Here is a 20,793-nt window from a genome sequence, read left to right on the forward strand (position 1 = left end):
TGCGAAGAGGGGCAGGATGTGGCGAGCGCGGCGAATCGCATCGTGTCGCTATTGAGTACGTCATCGCGAGGAGCGAAGCGACGCGGCGATCGGGTTGGGACTCCCGCCAGTGTTAGCGAAAAGATTGCCGCGCGACGCTCACAATGCCAGCCCTGTTAATCCAGCCCTTCTCTTCCTGTCTCCCCACCTTCCTGTAAATCGCCCTGGCCCTTCTCCGTGCCCTCTGTGTTCTCCGTGGTGCAATAAGCGGCATTCCGCCTAACCCAGAACCTCCAGTTTGGCGAAGCTGAGCACCAGCCACTTGGAGCCGGCGTGGGCGAAGTTCACCTGTACCCGCGCCGAGTTGCCGGAGCCCTCGAACTGGGTGACCAGGCCCTCGCCGAACTTCGCGTGATGCACACGGGCGCCGATGGCCAGGCCCGCCGCGGAGGCCTCGGCGGCCTGTGCATCCATGGACCCGAAGCCCGCCGTCTTCTGCCGGGCCGCCGCAAAGCGTCCGGCGCCGTAGGGCGAGGCCTGCGGGCGCAGTACCTCCAGCGCGTCCTCCGGGATCTCGTTGATGAAGCGCGAGGCGACGTTGTAGGACTCGCGCCCGTACAACCGACGGGTCTCGGCGTGGATCAGGTACAGCTCCTTCTCGGCGCGGGTCATGCCGACGTAGGCCAGGCGGCGCTCCTCCTCCAGCCGTCCCGGCTCCTCCAGCGAGCGCGCGTTGGGGAACAGGCCCTCCTCCATGCCGGTCAGGAACACCAGCGGGAACTCCAGGCCCTTGGCAGAGTGCAGGGTCATCATCTGCACCGCGTCCTCGTGCGGGTCGGCCGCGCCCTCGCCGGCCTCCAGCGCCGCGTGGGCGAGGAATTCGGTCAGGCGATTGCCCTCGCCTTCCTCGCTCTCGGCGGTGGATTCCATGTCGAAGGCGCGCGCCGCGCCCACGAGTTCGTCCAGGTTCTCGAGACGCGCCTCGCCGCGCTCGCCCTTTTCCTTCTTGTAGTGCTCGCGCAGCTGGGCGCGTTCGATCGCCTGCTCCACCTGGTCCGCCAGCGGCTGGCGCGGGAGCTCCTGCTGCAGATCGCGGACCAGCTGCACGAAGCCGGCGACCGCGTTGCGCGCACGCCCGGGCAGGGCGTCGGCATCCACCGCGTGGGCCGCCGCCTGAAGCAGGCTGGTGTCCGCCGCCTGGGCCGCCTGGCGCAGGCCCTCCAGGGTCTTTTCGCCGATCCCGCGCGGCGGCTGGTTGACCACGCGCAGGAAGGCGGCGTCGTCATCGCCGTTGCCGGCCAGGCGCAGGTAGGCCAAGGCGTCGCGGATCTCCTGGCGCTCGAAGAAGCGCAGGCCGCCGTAGACGCGGTAGGGCATGCGCCGGCCGATGAAGGTCTCTTCCAGCACGCGCGACTGGGCGTTGGAGCGGTAGAGCACGGCGCACTCGCGGTACAGCCCGCCCTCGTCCACGTGGCGGGCGATGGTCTCGGCGATAAAGCGCGCCTCTTCCTGCTCGTTCAGCGCGGTGTACAGGCGCACCGGCGCGCCCTCCTTGTCCTCGGTCCACAGCTCCTTGCCGAGGCGGCCGGCGTTGTGGCGGATCAAGGCGTTGGCCGCGTTCAGGATGTTGGCGCTGGAACGGTAGTTCTGCTCCAGGCGCACGACCTGGGTGCCCGGGTAGTCCTGCTGGAAGTGCTGGATGTTCTCGATCTTCGCGCCGCGCCAGCCATAGATGGACTGGTCGTCGTCGCCCACCGCGAACACCGGGCTGTCGCCGGCCAGCAGGCGCAGCCAGGCGTACTGGATGTCGTTGGTGTCCTGGAACTCGTCGACCAGCACATGGCGAAAGCGCGTGCGGTAGTGCTCCAGCAGCGCCTTGTTGTCGCGCAGCAGCTCCAGCGAGCGCAGCATCAGCTCGGCGAAGTCCACCACCCCGGCGCGCTCGCAGGCCTGCTGGTAGGTGGTGTAGACGCGCACCCACTGGCGCGCGACGGGGTCGCCGGTATCCGGCAGGTGTTCCGGGCGCGAGCCCTCGTCCTTGCGCGCGTTGATGTACCACTGCGCCTGCTTCGGCGGCCAGCGCGCCTCGTCCAGTTCCAGGCCGCGCAGCACGCGCTTGACCATGCGCAGCTGATCGTCGGAGTCGAGGATCTGGAAGCCCTGCGGCAGTTTCGCCTCCTGCCAGTGCTGGCGCAGCAGCCGGTGCGCCAGGCCGTGGAAGGTGCCGACCCACAGCCCCGTGGCCGGGTGGCCCAGCAGCGCCTCGATGCGCCCGCGCATCTCGGCCGCCGCCTTGTTGGTGAAGGTGACCGCCAGCAGGCTGTGCGGGGCCACGCCCTCCACGCCGATCAGCCAGGCGATGCGGTGCACCAGCACGCGGGTCTTGCCGGAGCCGGCGCCGGCCAGCACCAACAGCGGCTGCGGCGGGGCGGCCACGGCCTCGCGCTGGGCCGGGTTCAGGGAATCAAGCAGGGGGGAGACATCCATGCGCGAATGGTAGGGAAACCCGGCCGGAATCGCACGTTCCGCATGCGGGCCGTGTGCCTTCGGCCGGGCAAACGCGCTACTCTCGAAGTCAGCCCACGTCGAAGCGTTAGGGTGCCTGCAAGGAACCTCGCACGCCGACGGAGTCACAAGGGTAGTCGCATCAGGAATGGGAAGACCGCGAATGAACGAGATGCCATCCCGGCACCGGCTGGACAGCCCCGTCTCCGGCCAGGAACTGCACCCCGACAATCTGGCCTTTGCCGAGGGTCTGCTGGAGCGCTACCGCGAGGACCCCGATTCGGTCCCGCCCGCCTGGGCCGACTATTTTCGCTCGCTGGAAGGTGTGTCGCGGCCGGAACGCCGCCGGCGTTCGACCGACCGTCCGGATCTGGCGCACGAACAACTGCAGATCCGGGTGCTGCAGTTCATCAACGCCTACCGCTATCTCGGGCACTTCGGCGCCCGCCTCGACCCGCTGGAACGCGAGTCCCCCGAGCCGCCGCGCGAGCTGAGCCGCGAGCATCACGGGCTGGACCAGGTCGGCCCGGACATCACCTTCGATCCGGGTTCCCTGTTTATCGAGGGGCGCGTCTCGCTCGATACCATCGAGCGGGTCCTGAAGGAGACCTACTGCGCCAGTATCGGCGCGGAATACATGCACCTGATGGCCACCGACGAGAAGCGCTGGCTGCAGGAACGCCTGGAGTCCGCGCATGGCCGGTTCGGCTTCGACGACGAGACGCGCCTGGCCATCCTCGAGCGTCTCACCGCGGCCGAGGGCCTGGAGCGCTACCTGCACCGGCGCTATGTCGGACAGAAGCGTTTCTCGCTGGAGGGCGCGGAGAGCCTGATCCCGCTGCTGAATGCCCTGGTCCAGCGTGGCGGCGCGCGCGGGCTGCACGAACTCGTGGTCGGCATGGCCCATCGCGGGCGCCTGAACGTGCTGGTCAACCTGTTCGGCAAGTCGCCGGAGGAACTGGCCAACGAATTCGAGGGCCGGCCGCGTGACGATCGCGGTACCGGGGACGTGAAATACCACATGGGATTCTCGTCGGATCTGGATACGCCGGGCGGGCCGGTTCACCTGGCGCTCGCCTTCAATCCGTCGCATCTGGAGATCGTCACCCCGGTAGTCGAGGGCTCGGTGCGCGCGCGCCAGGTCCGCGTTGGCGATCGCAAGGGCAACCGCGTGATGCCGGTGGTGATCCATGGCGATGCCGCGTTCGCCGGGCAGGGCGTGGTCATGGAGACCCTGAACATGTCCCAGACCCGGGGTTTCTCCACCAAGGGCACCGTGCACGTGGTGGTGAACAACCAGATCGGGTTCACGACATCGACCCTGAAAGACGCACGTTCGACCCATTACGCGACCGATGTGGCCAAGATGGTGAATGCGCCCATCCTGCACGTGAACGGCGACGACCCCGAGGCCGTGGTGTTTGTCACCCAGATCGCGCTGGACTACCGCATGCGCTTCGGCAAGGACGTGGTGATCGACCTGGTCTGCTATCGCCGCCAGGGGCACAACGAAGCCGACGAACCGGCCGCCACCCAGCCGCGCATGTACCACCGCATCCGCGAGCTGCCGACCACCCGCGAGCGCTACGCCACGCGCCTGATCCGCGACGGCCTGACCACCGAAGAGGCCCAGGACCAGGCCCTGGAGGACTACCGCGGCCGGCTGGATGCCGGACAGCCGGTGGCGCTGTCGCTGCTGCGCGAGCGCAATGGCCATACCGGGTCTTCGACCAACTGGGGCCCCTACGTGAACCAGACCTGGGACCAGGACGTGGAGACCGGTGCGCCCGCCGAGCGTCTGGCGCGCACCCTGGAGCAGCTGTCCACGCCGCCGGAGGGCTTTCGCCCGAACGACCGCGTGCAGAAGATCCTGGAGGCCCGCGTCGCCATGGCGCGGGGCGAACAGCCGCTGGACTGGGGCGCGGCCGAGACCCTGGCCTATGGGGCGCTGATCCAGGATGGCTACCGCATCCGCCTTTCCGGACAGGACTCCAGCCGGGGCACCTTCTTCCACCGCCATGCGGTGCTGCACGACCAGGAGACCGGGAAGGCCATCGTGCCGCTGCGGCGTCTGGACCCGGACCATCCGCGCTTCCTGGTAATCGACTCGCTGCTCTCCGAGGAGGGCGTGCTGGCCTTCGAATATGGTTACGCCACCGCCGCCCCGGAGGCCCTGGTGATCTGGGAGGCGCAGTTCGGCGACTTCGTGAACGGCGCCCAGGTGGTAATCGACCAGTTCATCTCCTCCGGGGAGCAGAAATGGGGCCGCCTGTCCGGTCTGACCCTGCTGCTGCCGCACGGCTACGAGGGGCAGGGTCCGGAACACTCCTCGGCGCGCCCGGAGCGCTTCCTGCAGCTCGCGGCGCAGGAGAATATGCAGGTCTGCGTGCCGACCACGCCAGCGCAGATGTTCCACCTGCTGCGCCGCCAGATGCTGCGCCCCTACCGCAAGCCGCTCATCGTGATGACGCCGAAGAGCCTGCTGCGACACAAGGACGCGGTCTCCGACCTCGATGCCCTGGCCAGCGGCCAGTACCAGACGGTCATCGACGACGCCGGCATTGACGACCCGAACCGGGTGAAGCGCGTCCTGCTCACCAGCGGCCGCATCTTCTACGACCTGGCCGCCCGCCAGGCCGAGGGCGAGCACGCGGACACGGCCATCCTGCGCCTGGAACAGTGCTACCCCTTCCCCGAGGCACGCCTGACCGAGCTGCTGGGCCGCTACCCGGAGGCGGACGAGTTCGTCTGGGTCCAGGACGAGCCGGAGAACCAGGGGTATCTGGAGTTCGTCGCGCCGCGCATCAACCCGCTGCTGGCGGTACGCGGCCAGACCCTGCACGCGGTGGCGCGGCCCCCGGCCGCGGCCCCTGCCGTCGGCTACCCCGAGGTGCACAAGGCCCAGCTGAAGGATCTGCTCGAACGTGCGTTCGGGCCCATCAGCTCGCGGGACACGCCGCACCCGACGCCCTGAATCTTCGAAACTGACGTACAGCACAAGGAAGCGAGATGGCAACCGATCGCACCCCGATCCAGGTCCCGGAACTCCCCGAATCGGTCGCCGACGCGACCGTGATCGCCCTGCACAAAAAGGCCGGGGACCCCGTCAAGCGCGATGAACTCATTGCCGAGCTGGAGACCGACAAGGTGGTCCTCGAGGTGTCGGCGCCTGGCCCCGGCACCCTGGTGGAGCTGTCCGCCAGCGAGGGCGACGTGGTCAAGGCCGATGCCGTGCTGGGCTATATCGGCTCGGCCGAGTCTGCGCCGGCAGACACGGAAGACGAAGCCAGTGACGAACCGGCACCGGCGAAGTCCGCAGATTCTCCAGAGCCCGCCGGCTCCGCGGCGACCGCCGACGCTGGAGGGAAAGGCGATGACGCGCAGCCCGCTGCCGAGTCCGCAGCGTCCGGTACGGGCGCGGATGATGCCGGCAGTGCGCCGCCGCCCTCTCCCTCCGTTCGGCGCTTGTTGCAGGAGGCCGGGCTCAGTGCCGGGGAGGTCGAGGGCACTGGGGAAGATGGGCGCATCCAGCGCGAGGATGTGGAGCGCGTTCGTGACCAGCGGGCCGCGGGTTCCGGGACCCGTACGGGTGCGCAGGCGGAGGACTCCGGTTCGGCCGCCCGCACTGCGCAACGCCCGACCGAGCCGACGGACCGTGCCGAGCGCATCGAGCGCGTGCCCATGACACGGCTGCGCGCGCGCATCGCCGAGCGCCTGCTGGAGGCCAAGCAATCCACCGCGATGCTGACCACCTTCAACGAGATCGACATGTCCGCGGCGATGGCCCTGCGCGGGCGCTACAAGGAGACCTTCGAGAAGCGCCATTCCATCAAGCTCGGCTTCATGGGCCTGTTCGTGGCCGCGGCCACGCGGGCGCTGGAGCGCTTCCCGGTGATCAATGCCGCTCTGGACGGCGAGGAGATCGTCTACCACCACTACAGCGACATCGGGATCGCGGTGTCGTCACCGCGCGGGCTGGTGGTGCCGGTGCTGCGCGACACCGGCAACGCCTCCATCGCCGATATCGAGCGCCGCATCCGCGACTTCGCCGAGCGCGCCCGTGATGGCAAGCTGGATATCGACGAGCTGCGCGGGGGCACCTTCACCATCACCAACGGCGGTGTGTTTGGCTCGCTGTTCTCGACGCCCATCCTGAACCCGCCGCAAAGCGCGATCCTGGGCATGCACGCGATCAAGGAGCGCCCCGTTGCGGTGGACGGCGAGGTGGTGATCCGGCCGATGATGTACGTAGCTCTATCCTACGATCACCGTCTGGTGGATGGCGCCGATGCGGTGCAGTTCCTGGTCGCCATCAAGGACGCCATCGAGGACCCGGCGCGCCTGCTCCTCGACGTCTGACCCCGGGCGCCGGACCGCTCCCCGTAGGAGGCCAGCCCTCTGGCCGATGGGGCGTTGGACAGGTCCCCATCGGCCAGAGGGCTGGCCTCCTACTGTCTGCAGCGACACGGCCCATGCATGAACGGGCGACGCTGCCTGTGGGGTTCAGGTGCGATCGACGGGGCGACGGTACGGGCCAGGGCGCAGGCCGAATAGCAGCATGGCGGCGCCAACCAGGCCGAGCGGCCAGGCCGGCCAGGCCAGGCCGAGCCAGGTGGACACGTCGAGCTGGGTGGCCAGCCCCGCCAAGGCGAGCAGTCCCGCGCCCCCCCAGGCCTCGTGGCGCCGACGGTTCTGGCGGCGCAGGCCTTCCTCCAGGTCACGGATCTGCTGGCGCAGAGCGGCGTCGCGCTCGGCGCGCTGCTCTTCGACCGTCAGGGCCTTTTCCAGGTGCATGGGCATCTCGGGCAGCTGGGCAAGCAGGCGCGGCAGGTGCTGCTGCGCATTGCGGATGAACGCGCGCACGCCCATGCGTTCGTGCATCCACTTCTCGATGAATGGCTTGGCGGTGGTCCACAGGTCCAGCTGCGGGTACAGCTGGCGGCCCAGACCCTCAATGTTCAGCAGGGTCTTCTGCAACAACACCAGCTGTGGCTGGACCTCCATGTTGAAGCGCCGCGCGGTCTGGAACAGGCGCAGCAGGACCTGGCCGAACGAGATCTCGTCCAGTGGGCGCTGGAAGATCGGCTCGCAGACGGTGCGGATGGCCGCTTCGAACTCGTCCACGCGGGTGTCTTTCGGCACCCAGCCGGACTCCACGTGCAGTTCGGCCACGCGGCGGTAGTCGCGGTTGAAGAAGGCGTGGAAGTTTTCCGCCAGATAGCGCTGGTCGGAGTCCAGCAGCGAGCCGACGATGCCGAAGTCCACCGCCAGGTAGGTCGGGTCGTCCGGGTGGGTGGCATCGACGAAGATGTTGCCCGGGTGCATGTCGGCGTGGAAGAAGTTGTGCTGAAACACCTGGGTGAAGAAGATCTCCACCCCGCGCTCGGCCAGCAGCTTCAAGTCCACGTTGCGCTCGCGCAGCGCGGCGATGTCGGCCACCGGGATGCCGCCGATGCGCTCCATCACCAGCACGCTGCGGCGCGTGTAGTCCCAGATGATCTCCGGGATGTACAGCAGGTGGCTGTCCTCGAAGTTGCGGTGGATCGCGGCGGCGTTCGCGCCCTCGCGGATCAGGTCCAGCTCGTCGGTGACGGTCTTTTCGTATTCGTCCACCACCTCGCGCGGGCGCAGGCGCTTGGCCTCGGACCAGTAGCGATCGGCCAGGTCCGCGATCAGGTGCATCACCTCGAGATCCGCGCGGATGGTCTTGAGGATGCCAGGGCGCACGACCTTGACCACCACCTCGCGCCCGTCCTGCAGCGTGGCCGCGTGTACCTGGGCGATGGAGGCCGAGGCGATCGGCGTGTCCTCGAACGTGGCGAAGGCGATCTCGATCGGGCGCTCCAGCTCGGCCTCGATCAGGGCGCGCGCCTGCTCGAACGGGAACGGGGGTACCCGGTCCTGCAGCCGCGCCAGCTCCACCGCGATGTCGTCCGGCAGCAGGTCGCGCCGGGTGGACAGCATCTGCCCGAACTTGATGAAGATAGGCCCCAGGTCCTCCAGTGCGCGGCGGATGCGCTCGCCGCGCGTGCCTTCGGTACGGCGAAACCAGTTCCAGGGCGCGAGGTAGAGCAGGAAGCTGAGCGGGCGCAGCGGCTTCAGCGTAAACAGGATGACGTCGAGGCGATAGCGCACCAGGACCCGCGCAATGGTCCACAGCCGCAGGCCCCGGTACAGCGCGCGGCGCATCAGGCCTGCCGGTCGTCAGGTGCGGAGGACTGTGCCTCCAGACGGCGCAGCCGGGCATCTAGGCGGGCGACCCCGTCACGCAGGTCGGCGACGTCCTCGGCAAAGGCCTCGAAGGCCCCGCCGGCCGGCAGCCACTCGAGCTCGTCGCGCAGATAGTCGGCGGTATCCTCGGCGGAGCGGCGGCCTAGGTGGCGCAGGCTGCCGCGGGCCTGATCGAGCAGGTGGCGCAGCGGTCCGGCGGCCCCGGCGCCGGCAAAGCGCTCGAACAGCCCCTCCCAGTCGATTCCGGAATCCCGCAGCGCATGCTGCAGATCGGAGAGCACGGTGGCGTCACCGGTGATGGTCAGCCCGGAACGGTCGTCACGGCCCAGCGCCGCGGCCAGCGACAGGGGCGAGCCCGTCAGCTGCACATCCACCGGCTCCTCGACACCGCCGATGACCTGCAGTCGGTCGGCAGCCCCGACCAGCGAAAGGGCCAGCCCCGGGGGCTCGATCACGATGGCGATTGCGCGCCCGGCCAGGCGCGCCCGGTCCTTCTCCGGCGCGCTCGCCAGGTGTTCGTTCAGCGTGGCCTCGATCAGGGCCGTGAACGGACTGGGCAGAGCGAAGGGTTCGGCCATGAAAACGTTACAGTTTTGTGCCGCGATGCAGCGCGACGATGCCGCCGGTCAGGTTGTCGTACTCGACCCGTTCCAGGCCGGCGTCGCGCATCATCCCGGCCAGGGTCTCCTGATCCGGGTGCATGCGGATGGACTCCGCCAGGTAGCGGTAGCTGTCCGCATCGTTGGCGACCAGTTTGCCCATCAGCGGCAGCATCTTGAACGAATAGACATCGTAGAGCGGGCGCAGCGGCGCCATCGGCTGCGAGAACTCCAGCACCAGCACGCGCCCGCCCGGCTTGATCACCCGGCGCATCTCGGCCAGTGCGCGTTCCTTGCGGGTCACGTTGCGCAGGCCGAAGGCGATGGTTACGCGGTCGAAGTAGTCATCCGGATAGGGCAACTGTTCGGCGTCCGCCTGCACGAAGTCGAGGTTGCCCACATGGCCCTCGTCCAGCATGCGGTCGCGCCCGGCCTCCAGCATCGAGGCGTTGATGTCGCAGACCACGATCTGCCCCTTCGGCCCGACACGTGGGGCAAAGGCCCCGGCCAGGTCCCCGGTGCCCCCGGCCAGGTCGAGGATCTTCATGCCCGGGCGCACCCCGGTGCGCTCCAGGGTGTAGCGCTTCCAGATGCGATGGATGCCCATCGACATCAGGTCGTTCATCACGTCGTAGCGCGATGCGACCGAATGGAAGACCTCGCCGACCCGCGAGGCCTTCTCGGACTCGGGTACGGTCTGGTAGCCGAAGTGGGTCTTGCCGGGTTCTTCTTTCATCAAGCTGCCGTTGTCAGTGCGTCTTGCGCTCGTGGCCGGCCTCTTTCAGCCGATCCAGATAATCCTGCCACAGACTTTCCTGCTCCGTGCCGAGCTTGTGCAGATAGTCCCAGTCGTAGATGCCGGTGTCGTGACCATCGGAGAACACCAGCTTCACCGCGTAGTTGCCGACCGGCTCGATCGCGGTGATGTTCACGTCCTCCTTGTCCACCTGCAGCACCTCCTGACCCGGCCCGTGCCCGCGCACCTCGGCCGAGGGCGAGTACACGCGCAGGAACTCGCAGGGCAGCTCGAAATGCGACCCGTCGGAGTAGGTCAACTCCAGGATGCGCGACTTCTGATGCAGCTGGATATCGGTGGGTCGGTGCGTACTGCTCATGCAGCCTCCAGAATCCTCGGTCCGGGCGAGCCCGGAAAGATCGTGCGCGACCGCCCGCAGCGGCCACCATCAACAGGCTGCGAGGATACCAGCCCTGCAGACCGGCGTGGCATCTCCCCGCGCATCAAAGGCCTGCCGCCCGGCAGGAGGGATCGCGCGGGCGATCCGGAACTCCGTGCGAGAACGTTACTCGGCGTCGCGGCCCCGCTCGGGGACCGGGGGCGGGGTGGCGCGGGAGGACACGCTGAGGGCGGTGACGGTGACCAGGATCAGGGCCATGCCGATGATCTGAACCAGTGCCAGGCTTTCGTGCAGGATCACCACGCCGAACAGCGTGGCGGTGACCGGTTCGATCATCGCGACGATCGAGGCAACGGCGGGGGCCGTAGTCCGCAAGCCATTGATGTAGAACGCGAACGACAGCCCGGCACCGAAGATGCCGAGGGCCAGGAACAGCGGCCAGTCGGAGGTGCTCAGGACCTCCACCATCTGGGTATTGTCGCCCGGCAGCATCAGCAGGATGACCAGCACACCGAAGGCAATCGTCAGGATCGCTTGCGGGCTGCCGTGCTGCCCGGCGTATTTGAAGCCGAAGATGAAGATCGCGTAGGACAGGCCCGCCAGCAGGCCGGCACCGGCGCCGATCAGGGTCACATTGCCCGCTCCGGTGTCGTAGATCTGGGTCAGCAGCACGATGCCGACCATGACCATCGCGATGGCCACCAGCTTGAGCGTGGTCGGGGATTCCAGCCGCAGGGCGAAGGAGATGATGTAGACGAACACCGGGGCGCAGTACATCAACGTGGCGGCGACCGCCACACTGCCATGCGCGATGCTGAGGAAGTAGAACGCGAAGTTGCCGGCCACGCCCAGCCCGGCCACGGCCGACCAGAACCACATCTTGCCGCTGCCCAGCCCGCTGCCACCGGGACGCCAGGCGAGCCAGATCAGCACGAACAGCAGGCCGATGGCACCGCGGTAGAACGAGACCACGAAGGCGTCCCAGCCCTCGGCCATCAGGATGCCGCCGATCCCGCCGGACAACCCCCAGAAGAAAGCCGCCAGCACCACGAGTCCAACACCGAGGCCCATCAATCACTCCCTTTGATCGCTGGATGTAACGGGCCGTAGTCGGTGACTCGACGTGGCCAGCAATGGCGGGTATTCGGCCACGGGAGCGACCGGGCCGGCCTTCGAAACAAGCGTCACATCTTACAGGGAGGCCCGACACGGTTGGAAAGACCCGGCGCCGAACGTCGGCTCCGGTGGAATGCCCCGCATCCGACCGGTCGCTGGGGCCGGCCTTCCGGCACAAGGGCATTTTTTGCGCCCGCAGTGGTCTCATACAGTATGAATGGACGAGCACCCTCGCTCGCCCCGATCGTCAGCAGGTCTCCCCGATGTCCGAACGCTCCCCTCCGATTGCCTGGACCCCGGCAGTTTTCTTCGTACTGACCAACCTGGCCGCCGTCACGCTGGTGCCGTGGTGGTGGTTCACCCAGGGTTTCAGCGGCGCGGCCTGGCTGTTCTTCGGGCTGTTCCTGGTGCTGAGCGGGCTGGGCGTCACGGTCGGTTATCACCGGCTGTGGGCGCACCGCACCCTCAAGGCGCGTGGGCCTCTGCGCGTTCTGCTGGCATTGAGTGGCGCCCTGGCGCTGCAGAACAGCATCTACAACTGGGGCGCGCGGCATCGCGTGCATCATCGCTACGTGGATGACGTGGACCGCGATCCGCATTCGATCAAGCGCGGTTTCTGGCACGCCCACATGGGCTGGATGCTGCGCAACTGGCCCACCAGCGAGCCCGACTATTCGCGCGTGAAGGACCTGGCGAAGGACCCGGTGGTAATGTGGCAGCACCGTCATTACTGGACGCTCGCATGGGGGCTGAACCTGGGCCTGCCGCTGCTGCTGGGGCTGGCGTTCGGCGATGTGGTCGGCATGCTGCTGCTGGCCGGCGTGCTGCGCCTGGTGCTCAGCCACCACTTCACGTTCTTCATAAACTCCCTGGCGCACTGGTGGGGCCGGCGCCCCTACAGCGACGAGAACACCGCCGTGGACAACGGCCTGGTCGCCCTGCTCACCTGGGGCGAGGGGTACCACAACTTCCACCACGCCTTTCAGGCGGACTACCGCAACGGGGTGCGCTGGTGGCAGTACGACCCCTCGAAATGGCTGATCAACCTTTTTGCCTGGACGGGACTGGTGTATGACCGGCGCTGGACGCCGCGATTCAAGATCCTGCGCGCGCGGCTGCACACCGAGTTTCGCCGGCTGCTCAACGCCGACACAGCGGGCGCAATCCACGACAACTGGCGCGCGACCCTGGAGCGCGAGTACCAGCGCTTCCGTGAAATCGTGAACCAGTGGCAGGAGGTCCACGCGCGCAACATGCGGGCCGGGCGCGAGGTCCTGAACGACCGCTGGCTGCGCACGGAACTGCACACCCAGTTCAAGGAGCTGGAGTATCGCCTCAAGATGCAGCGCCGCCGCCTGCGCGCTCTGTCCGCCTCACGCCGTACCGCCTCTGCATGAGCGCGGGCGCCGGATGACGCGGCCGAACGCCTTCCGATTCAATCAGCACCCCAGCTTGGAAGCAACCCGATCGGCCACCTTGCCGCGGACCACGACCTCGTCGGCGCCCGCCTGGCGCGCGGCCTTGAGCATGGCCCCTTCCACGTGCGGGCCAAAGGCCAGGATCGTTGCGTCCGGGTAGCGCTCGCGCCAGCTCGATACCGCTTCCACGCCACGGCTGCCGAGATCGACCACCACCAGGTCAGGCGCCTCCGGTGTCTGGCTGGAGGTGACCACGGCGCCGGCCGAACGCCAGCGCGACTCCAGCCGTACGCGGGTCATCAGATCCGGGGTGTCGAGATTAATCTGCATGAGGTCTCCCGAGGGGGTCGGCTGGTGGAAGGGGTCGCGCTTTACGGAGACTTGGCCGGACACGGGCAGCCTTGCCCGTAGGATCGCTTCAGCGCTGTCTCGTGGCACACACTCTAAACTATCGGGATCGTCACTTTGCCGACCCCGACTAGCCAGCGATTGGCCCCGACAGCAACGGAGAACGGATACATATGGCCCTGAGCGAATTCGAGCGCAAGCGGATTGAAAAAGGGATGGAGGGGTTCATGGAAAGGCGCCGACCACCCGCCCATGTTCGAGACCGTCTGGACCTTGTCTGGCGTCTCGAAGGCCAAAGCGTGGTGCTGTACGAAGTGCGCCCGCTGATGGATGCTCCCACAAGGGTCATGGAACACCCGGTGTTCAAGGCCACGTTCGTGCGCAAATCGGGCCGTTGGAAACTCTATTGGCAACGGGCAGACCTGAAGTGGCACGGCTACGACCCACACCCGGAACTGGCCTCGCTGGAGGATGTGCTGAGTGTGGTGGAGAAAGACGAGTACGCCTGCTTTTTCGGATAGGGGAACACGGATGCACGAGTTTTCGTTGATGGCCGACCTGATGCGCAAGATCGAGCAGGTGGCGGCGGATAACAACGCCGAGCGGGTCACCCGGGTGCGGGTCTGGCTGGGCGCGCTGTCGCACATCACGCCGGAGCATTTTCGCGAGCACTTCGAGGATGGCACCCGCGGCACGCTGGCCGAGGGCGCCGAGCTGGAGGTGGAGACCTCCGACGACGAGACGCACCCCGAGGCGCAACAGATCCTGCTGCGGAGCCTGGACGTGGCGTGAACACGCCCGCGACACTTAGCCCGGCGCGGGAGCGCTGGCGCCTGGTCGTCACCGGCCGGGTGCAGGGTGTGGGATTTCGCCCATTCGTCGCGGCGCTGGCAAAACGGCTGGCGCTGGCCGGCACGGTCGGCAACACGCCCGAGGGCGTGGTGATCCAGGTCGAGGGGGACGCGGCTCGCCTGGATGCGTTTCGTTCGGCACTGGCGCAAGAGGCGCCGGTGGCCGCACGTGTCAATGACATCTCTGTCAGCCCCGTAACCCCCACCGGCGCAGCCGGCTTCCGGCTCACTACGGGGCCGAACCGAGGCGGCGCCCCGGCCCTGGCCCCGGACCGCGCCCCCTGTCCCGACTGCCTGGCCGAGATCCGCGACCCGACGGCGCGGCGCTACCGCTACCCGTTCACCGCCTGCACGGCCTGCGGCCCGCGCTGGAGCATTGCCACGGCGCTGCCTTGGGATCGTGCCGGCACCACCCTTCATGACTTCCCGCTGTGCCCGGCCTGTCGTGCGGAGTTCGAGAACCCGGGGGATCGGCGCTTCCATGCCGAGGCGATGGCCTGCCCGGACTGCGGGCCCCGGCTCCTGCTGCGCGCGCCGGACGGCACCGAACAGGCCACCGGGGATGCGGCACTGGAGGCCGCTGTGGCGGCCCTGCGCGCGGGGCAGATCCTGGCCCTGAAGGGCGCGGGCGGGTTCCAGTTGCTGGCGGACGCCACCCGCGAGGAGGCCATCGCCCGCCTGCGAGCGCGCAAGCAGCGCCCGGAAAAGCCGCTGGCGGTGTTGCTGCCGGACGGCGACTGGCTGGATTGTCTGGCCCACGTATCCGATGCGGAAAGGGGCCTGCTGGATGCCCCGGAGGCTCCGATCGTGCTGGTGGATCGCAAGATTGATGCGCCGCTGGCCGGGAACATCGCCCCCGGGCTGAACCGTCTCGGGCTGATGCGGGCGGCCACGCCCCTGCACCAGCTGCTGCTGGACGCACTCGCGATCCCGCTGGTCTGCACCTCCGGCAACCGCAGCGGCGAACCGCTTTGTATCTCCGGCGAGGAGGCGGTGGCTCGGCTGGGCGGGATCGCGGATGCCATCCTCGACCACGACCGTCCGATTGCGCGGCCGCTGGACGACAGCTTGTTCCAGATCGCGGCCGGGCAGCCGCAGTGCCTGCGCGTGGGACGGGGAGCCCTGCCCCTGCGCATCCCGCTGCCGCAGCCCGGCCCGGTCACGCTGGCGCTGGGCGGCCACCTCAAGGCGGCACCGGCGCTGGCCCTGAACCGCGAGGTCGTGGTCGGCGCCCACGTCGGCGACCTCGACAGCGATCCGGCCCTGCGCCGCCTCGACAGCGAGGCCCGCGCGCTGGCCGGGCTCTGCGGCGTGCAGACCGAGCGCATCACCTGCGACCGACACCCGGACTATGCCTCTACCACACTCGCCGAGCGCCCGGGCGTGCCGGTCTTCCCCGTGCAGCACCACCACGCCCATGCCGCGGCCTGTCTGGTCGAGCACGGGGTGCAGGACCCGGTCCTGGCGCTGGTCTGGGACGGCGCGGGGCTGGGTACGGACGGGACGCTCTGGGGGGGCGAGTGCCTGACCGTGGACGCCGACGGTGACTGGCAGCGTGCGGGCCATCTGCGCCCGTTCCGACTGCCGGGGGGCGAGGCCGCGATCCGCGAGCCGCGACGCGCGCTGCTGGGGCTGCTGCATGCACACTTCGCGGGCGATACGGCGGCCCTGGCGGCCAGCCCGGCCCGGGCCCTGTTCGACGATGCCGAGTGGCCAGCGCTGCTCCGCGCCCTGGATCGCGGCGTCAACGCGCCCTGGACCAGCAGCGTCGGGCGGCTGTTCGATGCTGTGGCGGCCCTGACCGGGCTGCGCACCGGTGCCGGCTTCGAGGGGCAGGCCGCGATGCTGGTGCAGCAGGCGGCAGAGGCCGCGCCGGGCGTGGTGGATGCCCCGGATCTCGGGCTGGAGAACGCGATGCCCTGGCAGGCGGACTGGGGCCCGCTGATCACCGCCCTGCTGGCGGCGCAGGCGGGCGGTGCCACCCCCGGGGCGATCGCCGCGCGGCTGCATAGCGCACTGGCGCGGTTCGCGGTGGCGGCCGCCCGGACGGGCGAACGCGAGACCGTGGCATTGACCGGCGGATGCTTCCAGAATCGGGGACTGCTGCAACAATGCGTGGACGCCCTGCAAACCGCCGGCTTCCGCCCGTTGTGGCCGCAGCACATACCGCCGAACGACGGCGGGCTGGCGCTCGGTCAGGCGGTGATCGCGCGCCGGGCCGCTGTGCCACCGAACGGAGACTGAGCCGATGTGCCTTGCCATCCCCGGTCGTATCGACAGCGTGGAAGGTGACGACCCGCTGTTCCGCCAGGCGCGCGTGGCCTTCGGCGGCGTCACCCGCACGGTCTCGCTGGCCTGCACGCCGGAGGCCGGGCCGGGCGACTACGTGCTGGTACATGCCGGCATCGCGATCGCCACCATCGACGAGGCCGCGGCCGAACGCACCCTGGCCGCCCTGCGCGAGATCCCCGAGCACGAGCCGCCCGCGCCGGAGGGCCCGTGAGGCACCTCGACGAATACCGCGACCCGGCGCTGATCCTGCGCCAGGCGGAGGCGATCCGCGCGGCCTGCACCCGGCGCTGGACCCTGATGGAGGTCTGCGGCGGCCAGACCCACGCGATCCTGCGCCACGGGCTGGACGACCTGCTGGCGGGCTCGGTCGAGCTGCTCCACGGGCCCGGCTGCCCGGTCTGCGTGACCCCGACCGAGACTCTGGACCAGGCCGTGCTGCTGACCCGCCGCCGGGAGGTGATGCTGTGTACCTTCGGCGACATGCTGCGCGTCCCCGGCGCACTGGGCGACCTGAACGCCGCGCGCGCGGCCGGCGGCGATGTGCGCGTGATCTACTCGCCGCTGGATGCGGTCGCCCTGGCGCGCGAACACCCGCAGCGCGAGGTGGTGCTGCTGGCGGTGGGCTTCGAGACCACCGCCCCGGCCGCCGCGATCGCGGTACTGCAGGCCGAGGCCCTGGGGCTGCCCAACCTGTCGCTGCTGGTCTCGCACTCGCTGGTACCCCCAGCGATGGAGGCTCTGCTGACGGATCCGGACCACCGTATCCAGGGGTTCCTGGCCGCCGGGCATGTCTGCACCGTGGAGGGGGCGGCGGCCTATCAGGCAATCGCCGAGCATTTCCGGGTGCCCATCGTGGTGACGGGTTTCGAGCCGGTGGACCTGCTGGCCGGCATCCGGGCCTGCGTGGAACAACTGGAACGCGGCGAGGCCCGGGTCGAGAACCGCTATGACCGGGCCGCCCGCGACGACGGCAACGCGGCCGCGCGCGATGCGGTCAGCCGCGTGTTCGAGTCGGTCGAACGTGAGTGGCGCGGCATGGGCCGCCTGCCCGCCAGCGGGCTGGGTCTGCGCCCGGCCTATGCCCGCTTCGATGCGGTCGCGCGTTTCGGGATCACGGCCCCCGCGACCGGTGCGGACGGGCCCTGCATCGCCGGCGAGGTGCTGCGCGGGCTGCGCCGACCGACCGATTGCCCCGCCTTCGGCCGCGAGTGCACCCCGGACACTCCGCTGGGCGCGCCGATGGTGTCCTCCGAGGGGGCCTGTGCCGCCTATCTGCACTACCGGGGCGGGGCATGACCACTGAGGCGGTCCGCCTCGCGCATGGCGGCGGGGGTCGGCTGCAGGGGAAGCTGCTGGACGAGGTGATCCTGCCGGCACTGGGCACCCCGGCCCGCGGCGCCCCCGATGCGGCCGTGCTCGACGCACCGGACGGACGCCTGGCCATGACCACCGACAGCTTCGTGGTGCGCCCCCTGTTCTTCCCCGGCGGCGACATTGGCCGCCTCGCGGTGCACGGTACGGTCAATGACCTGGCGATGGCCGGGGCGCGGCCGCTGTGGCTGACGCTGGGGCTGATCCTAGAGGAGGGGCTGCCCCTGGAGGACCTGCGGCGCATCCTCGCCTCCGTAAGCGCGGCCGCCGAAGAATGCGGCGTCCGGGTGGTGGCCGGCGATACCAAGGTGGTCGAGGCCGGGCGCGGCGACGGGGCCTACCTGAATACCAGCGGGGTGGGCATCGTGCCGGAGGGGGTGCGGATCGCACCGGACGCGATCCGGCCCGGTGACATGCTGCTGGCCAGCGGTGACCTGGGCCGGCATGGCGTCGCCATCCTGGCCGCGCGCGAGGGACTGGGGCTGGACCCGCCGATCCCCAGCGACAGCGCCCCGGTCGCCGGGGCGGTGGCCGCGCTGCTGGCAGCCGATGTGCCCGTGCATGCCCTGCGCGACCCCACCCGCGGCGGCACGGTGGCCGCGCTGCAGGAACTGGCCCACGCCTCCGGCTGCCGCCTGGTTCTGGACGATGGGGCCATCCCGGTGCGCGCGGACGTGCGCGGGGCCTGCGAGATCCTCGGTCTGGACCCGCTGCACAGCGCTTCGGAGGGCCGCTTCCTGGCCGCCGTGCCGGAACCCGCGGCCGAACAGGCACTGGGCGTGCTGCGGTCACGACCGGAGACGGCCGGTGCCGTTGCGATCGGCCAGGCCAAGGCGGGCGAGCCCGAGGTCATCCGACGCCTCGCGACCGGCGTGGAACGCCGGGTGATCCTGCCCGCCGGCGAGCAGTTGCCCCGCATCTGCTGAGTCGCTGTTTGCAGCGCCTGCCGAGGGACCACGGAAACCGCCCGATGGAGTGCTCACGACGACACGGGATCACGCGCATGACGGCGGCGGCCGCCGGGCGTTATGGTGATCCCCCCGGTTCAATCAGGAGGAACCCCCGATGTCGATGCGCCCGTTGATTCCCGCAGTCCTCACGCTCGCCAGCAGCCCCGCTCTGGCCCACCCGGGGCACGGCCATGGCGAAGGGTTCTCGTTGCTTCACTTCCTGAGCGCTCCGGAACACGCGTGGCCGCTGGGCCTGGGCCTTCTGGCCATGGCGATCATCGTGGGGCTGTTTGCCCGACAGTGGCACCGCAAGCGCCCGCGGCGCTGAGCTCAGGGCGGAGAGGACGCGCCCTTCGCCGGCCACCAGTAACGCTGTTCGTAATCCCGGTCGCGATCGCGGACCGGCACCGGGGCGAAGCCCATGGCGGCGAAGAAACCGGCGGCGGAGGCCTGGGCCTTGACCAGCACCCCGGCGACACCGGCCTCCCTCGCGGCGGCGCGACTGGCCTCGACCAGTTGCCGCCCCACCCCCTGCCCGCGCGCGGCGCGCCCGACATAGAGGCCGTGGAGCAGAAGGCCATCCGGTATACCCTCCGGCAGTTCTTGGGCCCCCGCCGCCTCCCAGGCCGCGACGCCGACCACGTCGCCTGCGCACTCCAGCACGACCATGTCGAGGAACATCCGGTCGGCCTCGGTGTAGCGGTAGGCCGGCAGGGCCAGGCGGCGCACGCGTTCGGGCAACGGCCAGTCCTCAATCGCCTCGGCGACGAGGCGGTTGATGGCATCGAGATCCTCTGGGCGCGCGGCACGGGCAGTCAAGGTGGTAAGGGAGGTTGTGGTTTCGGGCATCGGTCATCAGGTTTGTCGGCACGGTTCCTGCTCGGACCTTTTGCGCAACGCGAAGTGCCAAACGCATGGAGCCACGAGGCCCTTCACGACAACGAAACCCCCGATCGGGGATAATCCGCGCCGCACCGAAAGGAGACGACCCCGCACCATGACGGAACTGAAGAAGGCGATCGAGCACCAGCGCGAGTACCTCGAGAACAAGCTGCAGGAGCCTCTGGCCAACATCGCGCGTCGGCTGTCCGCGGTCTGGCCGCGCCGCGAGGACCTGGACTCGATTCTGGAAGAGGCGATCCGCCAGATCCCTGAGGCCACGTTCGTCTATGCCCTGAATACCCGGGGCATCCAGCTCTCCGACAACATCTCGCGCAGCGGCGTACTGCCGGAGCATTTCGGGCGCGACCGGTCACAACGCCCGTACATGAAGGAGGTCGTGCCGGCGACGGGCTTCCTGCTTTCGGATGCCTACATCAGCCTGCTCGGACGGCGGCCCTCGCTGACCGCGCTGCAGCTGGTTCGCGACAGCGACGGGAACGCACTGGGCTTCCTGGGCGCCGATTTCGACCTGCGCAACCTGCCCGACTTTTCCGAGGACCTGTACGAAGAACCGAACGAGTGGCGGCAGATCAAGGGCGATCCGTCAATCCGCGGCACGCTGTTCCTGCAGAGCCGTACCGAGAGCCTGATGGACCAGAACATGGATACGGCCCTGGCCATCATCGAGGAACTGTTCACCGAGCGCGGGGTGTTCCAGGGGGTATTCCACTTCTCCAGTTCACGCGCCACGCTGTGGACCACCGAGGACCCGTACCGCTACCGCATCCTGACCCACGAATCCCTCGGCGATCCCGACGTTTGCCTGGCGTTTCCGCACGAGCCGTACCCCGAGGAGGCACTGATCCCGAAGGACGAGGTCGGCCGGGTACTGGAGGGGCTGAAGGCCTTGCGCTACGCGGACGAGACCATCTACCTGCGCTCCGCCTCCATCAACCTGTTCAACGGCATGGTCAGCCTGACCTTCTCCTGTGACGGCTCGCACTACATGACCTGGGACGAGTTTCTCGGCCGCTCCATCGAGTTCTGGATAGGCGCCACCGGGTAAAGGGTCCCGGCCCGGGCTGTCGCGGGCCGCCCATCTCGGTCATCATGGG

Annotated in this window: 19 protein-coding genes; 11 read left to right on the plus strand and 8 right to left on the minus strand. The window is 69.1% G+C overall.

Annotation, left to right across the window (positions count from 1 at the left end):
* Window positions 1-258: 258 nt before the first annotated feature.
* Window positions 259-2,466: a DNA helicase II gene (uvrD, locus tag D107_RS0105245; RefSeq protein ID WP_018880927.1), complete on the minus strand. Its 2,208-nt coding sequence runs from the start codon at window positions 2,464-2,466 to the stop codon at window positions 259-261.
* Between the two features lie 181 nt (window positions 2,467-2,647).
* On the opposite strand from uvrD, the gene D107_RS0105250 reads away from it, so the two are divergent.
* Window positions 2,648-5,458: a 2-oxoglutarate dehydrogenase E1 component gene (locus tag D107_RS0105250; RefSeq protein ID WP_018879298.1), complete on the plus strand. Its 2,811-nt coding sequence runs from the start codon at window positions 2,648-2,650 to the stop codon at window positions 5,456-5,458.
* 35 nt (window positions 5,459-5,493) lie between these two features.
* Window positions 5,494-6,843, plus strand: coding sequence for a 2-oxoglutarate dehydrogenase complex dihydrolipoyllysine-residue succinyltransferase (gene odhB, locus D107_RS0105255; RefSeq protein WP_018880928.1), 1,350 nt, complete (start codon window positions 5,494-5,496; stop codon window positions 6,841-6,843).
* Window positions 6,844-6,987: 144 nt separating this feature from the next.
* Here odhB and ubiB read toward each other — a convergent pair whose 3' ends face one another.
* The 5 genes from ubiB to D107_RS0105280 all read right to left on the minus strand — a co-directional run bounded on the left by ubiB (window position 6,988) and on the right by D107_RS0105280 (window position 11,521).
* Entirely contained in the window at window positions 6,988-8,673 is a 1,686-nt protein-coding gene (ubiB, locus tag D107_RS0105260) for a ubiquinone biosynthesis regulatory protein kinase UbiB (RefSeq protein ID WP_018880929.1), read from the minus strand.
* Entirely contained in the window at window positions 8,673-9,293 is a 621-nt protein-coding gene (locus D107_RS0105265; protein WP_018877021.1) for an SCP2 domain-containing protein, read from the minus strand. The genes ubiB and D107_RS0105265 overlap by 1 nt, the downstream gene beginning before the upstream one ends.
* A 7-nt stretch (window positions 9,294-9,300) precedes the next feature.
* A complete protein-coding gene (gene ubiE / locus D107_RS0105270; protein ID WP_018867569.1) occupies window positions 9,301-10,050 on the minus strand; it encodes a bifunctional demethylmenaquinone methyltransferase/2-methoxy-6-polyprenyl-1,4-benzoquinol methylase UbiE in 750 nt (249 codons plus the stop codon).
* A 13-nt stretch (window positions 10,051-10,063) separates the two neighbouring features.
* The gene (locus tag D107_RS0105275) at window positions 10,064-10,429 is read right to left on the minus strand and encodes a gamma-butyrobetaine hydroxylase-like domain-containing protein (protein WP_018867570.1); all 366 of its coding nucleotides are present in this window, start codon (window positions 10,427-10,429) and stop codon (window positions 10,064-10,066) included.
* A 186-nt stretch (window positions 10,430-10,615) separates the two neighbouring features.
* Window positions 10,616-11,521, minus strand: coding sequence for a DMT family transporter (locus D107_RS0105280; RefSeq protein ID WP_018878216.1), 906 nt, complete (start codon window positions 11,519-11,521; stop codon window positions 10,616-10,618).
* A 308-nt stretch (window positions 11,522-11,829) separates the two neighbouring features.
* Here D107_RS0105280 and D107_RS0105285 point away from each other — a divergent pair, with 308 nt between their 5' ends.
* Complete coding sequence (locus D107_RS0105285; protein ID WP_018867572.1) at window positions 11,830-12,963, plus strand: acyl-CoA desaturase; 1,134 nt, start codon at window positions 11,830-11,832, stop codon at window positions 12,961-12,963.
* Window positions 12,964-13,005: 42 nt separating this feature from the next.
* On the opposite strand, the gene D107_RS0105290 is transcribed toward D107_RS0105285, so the two are convergent.
* On the minus strand, window positions 13,006-13,314 hold the full coding sequence (locus tag D107_RS0105290; RefSeq protein WP_018867573.1) for a response regulator transcription factor: 309 nt from the start codon (window positions 13,312-13,314) through the stop codon (window positions 13,006-13,008).
* A 191-nt stretch (window positions 13,315-13,505) separates the two neighbouring features.
* On the opposite strand from D107_RS0105290, the gene D107_RS0105295 reads away from it, so the two are divergent.
* The 7 genes from D107_RS0105295 (at window position 13,506) to D107_RS0105325 (ending at window position 19,124) form a co-directional block, all read left to right on the plus strand.
* On the plus strand, window positions 13,506-13,853 hold the full coding sequence (locus D107_RS0105295) for a DUF3024 domain-containing protein (protein ID WP_018880930.1): 348 nt from the start codon (window positions 13,506-13,508) through the stop codon (window positions 13,851-13,853).
* A 10-nt stretch (window positions 13,854-13,863) separates the two neighbouring features.
* A complete protein-coding gene (locus tag D107_RS0105300) occupies window positions 13,864-14,124 on the plus strand; it encodes a hydrogenase maturation nickel metallochaperone HypA (protein ID WP_018863238.1) in 261 nt (86 codons plus the stop codon).
* On the plus strand, window positions 14,121-16,427 hold the full coding sequence (gene hypF, locus D107_RS0105305; protein ID WP_018880931.1) for a carbamoyltransferase HypF: 2,307 nt from the start codon (window positions 14,121-14,123) through the stop codon (window positions 16,425-16,427). Before D107_RS0105300 ends, hypF begins: the two co-directional genes overlap by 4 nt.
* A gap of 4 nt (window positions 16,428-16,431) precedes the next feature.
* Window positions 16,432-16,686, plus strand: coding sequence for a HypC/HybG/HupF family hydrogenase formation chaperone (locus tag D107_RS0105310; RefSeq protein WP_018877027.1), 255 nt, complete (start codon window positions 16,432-16,434; stop codon window positions 16,684-16,686).
* The gene (hypD, locus tag D107_RS0105315) at window positions 16,683-17,771 is read left to right on the plus strand and encodes a hydrogenase formation protein HypD (RefSeq protein ID WP_018880932.1); all 1,089 of its coding nucleotides are present in this window, start codon (window positions 16,683-16,685) and stop codon (window positions 17,769-17,771) included. The genes D107_RS0105310 and hypD overlap by 4 nt, the downstream gene beginning before the upstream one ends.
* Complete coding sequence (gene hypE, locus D107_RS0105320) at window positions 17,768-18,772, plus strand: hydrogenase expression/formation protein HypE (RefSeq protein WP_018879293.1); 1,005 nt, start codon at window positions 17,768-17,770, stop codon at window positions 18,770-18,772. Before hypD ends, hypE begins: the two co-directional genes overlap by 4 nt.
* 139 nt (window positions 18,773-18,911) lie before the next feature.
* Complete coding sequence (locus tag D107_RS0105325) at window positions 18,912-19,124, plus strand: hypothetical protein (RefSeq protein WP_018867579.1); 213 nt, start codon at window positions 18,912-18,914, stop codon at window positions 19,122-19,124.
* A 2-nt stretch (window positions 19,125-19,126) separates the two neighbouring features.
* Here the strand turns inward: D107_RS0105325 and D107_RS0105330 are convergent, their stop codons facing one another.
* Window positions 19,127-19,645, minus strand: a complete 519-nt coding sequence (locus D107_RS0105330; protein WP_018879292.1) for a GNAT family N-acetyltransferase — start codon at window positions 19,643-19,645, stop codon at window positions 19,127-19,129.
* A gap of 148 nt (window positions 19,646-19,793) precedes the next feature.
* On the opposite strand from D107_RS0105330, the gene D107_RS0105335 reads away from it, so the two are divergent.
* Entirely contained in the window at window positions 19,794-20,744 is a 951-nt protein-coding gene (locus tag D107_RS0105335) for a PDC sensor domain-containing protein (protein WP_018867581.1), read from the plus strand.
* Window positions 20,745-20,793 lie beyond the last annotated feature (49 nt).

Origin of the sequence: Thioalkalivibrio sp. ALE30, from assembly GCF_000377465.1 — a bacterium.
Taxonomy (GTDB): domain Bacteria; phylum Pseudomonadota; class Gammaproteobacteria; order Ectothiorhodospirales; family Ectothiorhodospiraceae; genus Thioalkalivibrio.